Origin of the sequence: Aeromicrobium sp. (assembly GCF_014378035.1) — a bacterium.
Classification (GTDB): Bacteria; Actinomycetota; Actinomycetes; order Propionibacteriales; family Nocardioidaceae; genus Aeromicrobium.
This window is the reverse complement of sequence record NZ_JACMOM010000363.1, coordinates 1-2,889: the sequence shown is the minus strand read 5'-3', so window position 1 is coordinate 2,889 and position 2,889 is coordinate 1. Positions and strand designations below refer to the sequence as shown.

The 2,889-nt window shown below is 65.5% G+C and carries 2 protein-coding genes; both read right to left on the bottom strand.

The annotated features are described in order from the left end of the window. Window positions 1-856, bottom strand: an 856-nt coding sequence (locus tag H7290_RS19110) for a type II secretion system F family protein (RefSeq protein ID WP_290515611.1), incomplete at its 3' end; no start/stop codon positions are given. Further along, entirely contained in the window at window positions 853-2,319 is a 1,467-nt protein-coding gene (locus H7290_RS19105) for an ATPase, T2SS/T4P/T4SS family (RefSeq protein ID WP_290515610.1), read from the bottom strand. The genes H7290_RS19105 and H7290_RS19110, both read right to left, overlap by 4 nt. Window positions 2,320-2,889: the final 570 nt, after the last annotated feature.

The window sequence follows — 2,889 nt, the reverse complement described above, 5'->3', positions numbered from 1 at the left end:
TCGGGCCAGCCGTCTCTGATGCAGAGGTGGGGGAGAGGAACCGGGGCAGCGCCCGCCCTATCGCCATCCGTTTCATCCAGATCAGGGTCGCAACGTAGGCCGAGAGCAGCGCAGTCAGGATGAGTTGGCCGAACGGGCTTTGGTACGGCTCGACGTACGTCCCGGAGACGCCCAGGATGACCAACACGCAAACGCTGATGATCGTCACCAAACGGGCTGTTGCCCTTGGCTTGGCGCGGTCCGCCTCGACCTGACGCCGAGCTCGCACGTCGGTGGCTACCGACTCGGCAAGCCCTTCGAGCACGCTTGCGAGGCCTGCACCTCGTCGTCGTGCGCCGAGGATCAAGTTGGCAGCCACCAGGTCGCCGGTCGCATCATCGAGCTCGTCGGCGAAGGCCCGCAACGCGTCCTCGGTGACCCACCGGGCTCGAAGGCGCGCGACCAATCTCGTGACTTCCGGAGCGATCGCTACAGGCGTCGATCGAAGCGTGGCGACCAACGCTTGTTCCAGGCCGACCCCGACTGTGAGGACCCCTGACAAGGAGCGGGTCCATTCCTCCATCCCTTCGAGTCGTTCGATCTGCGCCGAAGCTGATGAGGAGGACAGCAGTACGGGTAGCCCGACGAAGGCGACAGGGACGACGACGAGCGACAGTACCCACCCGGTGACGAGCAGCACGACGATTCCTGCTCCGAACCCAGACAGGAGTAGGACTTGGAACTGTCTGGTCATCGGCCGACGCAGCCGCTGGGTGGGTCGAGTCGGCGCGACCTCGACGGGCCGAAGGCCGAGGATGAGAGCCAGTACCCCACCGACAAGGAGGGCTCCGGCAATTGCCGGTACGAGCACGATCACGACCTCACCTGCTGCTGTGCCAGATACTCAGCCAAGTCGAAGCCGTGGGCGGCCAGTGCGCGGTAGGAGTCCGGCAGCACGGCCGGCGTGGCCACTCCATCGAGGTCAGGAGCGAAGACGTGCGTGGTCGCGTAGCCGATCTCGCGTTCGCCAGTGTCGAGTGCGATGATCTCGGCGACCCGACGACGCCGGCGTGATGTCTCTCCGTCACGTTCGGTGCGCAGGTCGAGGTGAACTATGAGGTCGATCGTCGCGGCGAGCTTGCTGGTGGCCAGCTCATGGGTCACGTGTGACCCGGCCTCCATCGCACAGGTGACCAGCTTGCGAACAGCCGCGATGGCGTCGGCGGCGTGGGTGGTCGAGATGGAGCCGGTGCCGGACTCCATCGCCTTGATCATTGCCCAGACCTCCTTGCCTCGAACCTCTCCGACGATTTGTCGTGAGAGGTTGAAGCGGAAGGAGTCGACTAAGGCCTCGTCGAGGGTGAACTCGCCCGCTTGTCGTCCGTCGGGGCCCCGTTCGCCAGACCCTGGGCGGGCTTCCCAGGGGTGGACGATCCGATGCCGGTCACGCAACTCGTGGAGATGCAGTTCGTACTCGGTCTCGAACGTGCCGATAGCTTCAAACGGGTCGATCTCTGCGCAGAGGGCTCGCACCAGAGTCGTCTTGCCGGCCCCCTGGCCGCCAGAGACGATGATGCTCTTTCGCGCGCGGACGGCCGCCCGTAGGAAGGACGCGGTGACAGGCGTCAACATCTGCCGGGCGACCAAGTCTTCCAGGGTGACCTCCATCAGACGGTGACGGCGAATGACCACCGACGGGCGTGGGGTGACCCAAGCAGCGGCCGCGAGCCGGGAACCGCCATCAAGGCGCAGGTGGAGTCGTGGCTGTGCCTCGGAGAAGCCGCGGGCGTTGACCTCGCTCCGCGAGGCAAGGAAGACCAGGAAGTCGATCAGTTCCTCGTCCGATCCAGCGACACTCGGGCCGTCGACCAAGGACCCGTCGGTGAGCTCGAGCAGGACGTTGTCGTGGCCGGCGATGATGATGTTCTCGACACGGTCGTCATCCACCAAGGGCTGGAGGCGTCCCAGCCTGAAGAGCGAGTCGAAGACGGCGCGCGCGAGTGCGTCCTGCTCGGCCACGGGTAGTGCCGTCGCACCCGCGTTCGCCCGGTCCGCGAGGTTGGACTCGATCAGATCGAGAACGATCGAACGCCCAAGTTCTTCCTGTGCTGTCTTGTTGAGCCGAGCCCGGTCTGCAGCAACGGCCTGGCTGAGTTGCTCCGAAGCCCGGGCCCGCAGGGCTGCGACAAGCGTCCAGTCGACCTCCCGGTTTGGTAATGAAACCGTGGCTATGCCGCGGGGGAGAGTCTCGACGCGAGTCGGTGGGTCGCGGTGTGTCTCGAGCGGAGATGACGTACTGAACAGCGGCAGCTCTGCGAGCCTCGTCGCGGTGCCGGGCATGCTCTCTGTGAGTTCTGGTGTAATGACTGTGCGCCTTCGAGAAGCTCATTGCGTCGATGAGTGATCGTCGAGTGGATCGAGGCAATAGCGGCGTGAAGGCTCCGAGTGAGCGGGCCAGTGTCGAAGCGCCGAGGGACGGAGGCACCTCGAGAGAACACGGCCGCGGTCCCCGGCTCGACCGCGAGAGCCGCCACCACCGGAAGGTTCACGACCGTCGATACTTCGCGGGCGCTGTACGGCTGGCTGTCGCCGACGAGCAGCAGCGCCGACTGGTGCCAGTCCAGCGGGGGACGCTGGAAGAGATCGACCCACGAGCGCATAGCTGACAGAGCGGGCAGCGTGGTCCTGCTGACGAGCAGGGCGAGGTCGGCAGTTTCGAGCAAGGTCTCCGGCGAGCCAGAGAGACCGAGCCTGCCCATGTCAACGATGACGTCCTGACCGGCGGACTCCAACTCAGCAAGAGATTCCGCTAGCGGCGACCAGAGGTCAGTCACCGCACCCGACTGGGTGTGAGAGCGGGTGCCGGCCACGAACGATGCGTTGGTCCCGTCAATCGGCTGGGCGACATCG

Coding starts and splice junctions, on each gene's coding strand:
- H7290_RS19105 (WP_290515610.1), bottom strand. CDS start 2,319: ATGCCCGGCACCGCGACGAGGCTCGCAGAGCTGCCGCTGTTCAGTACG.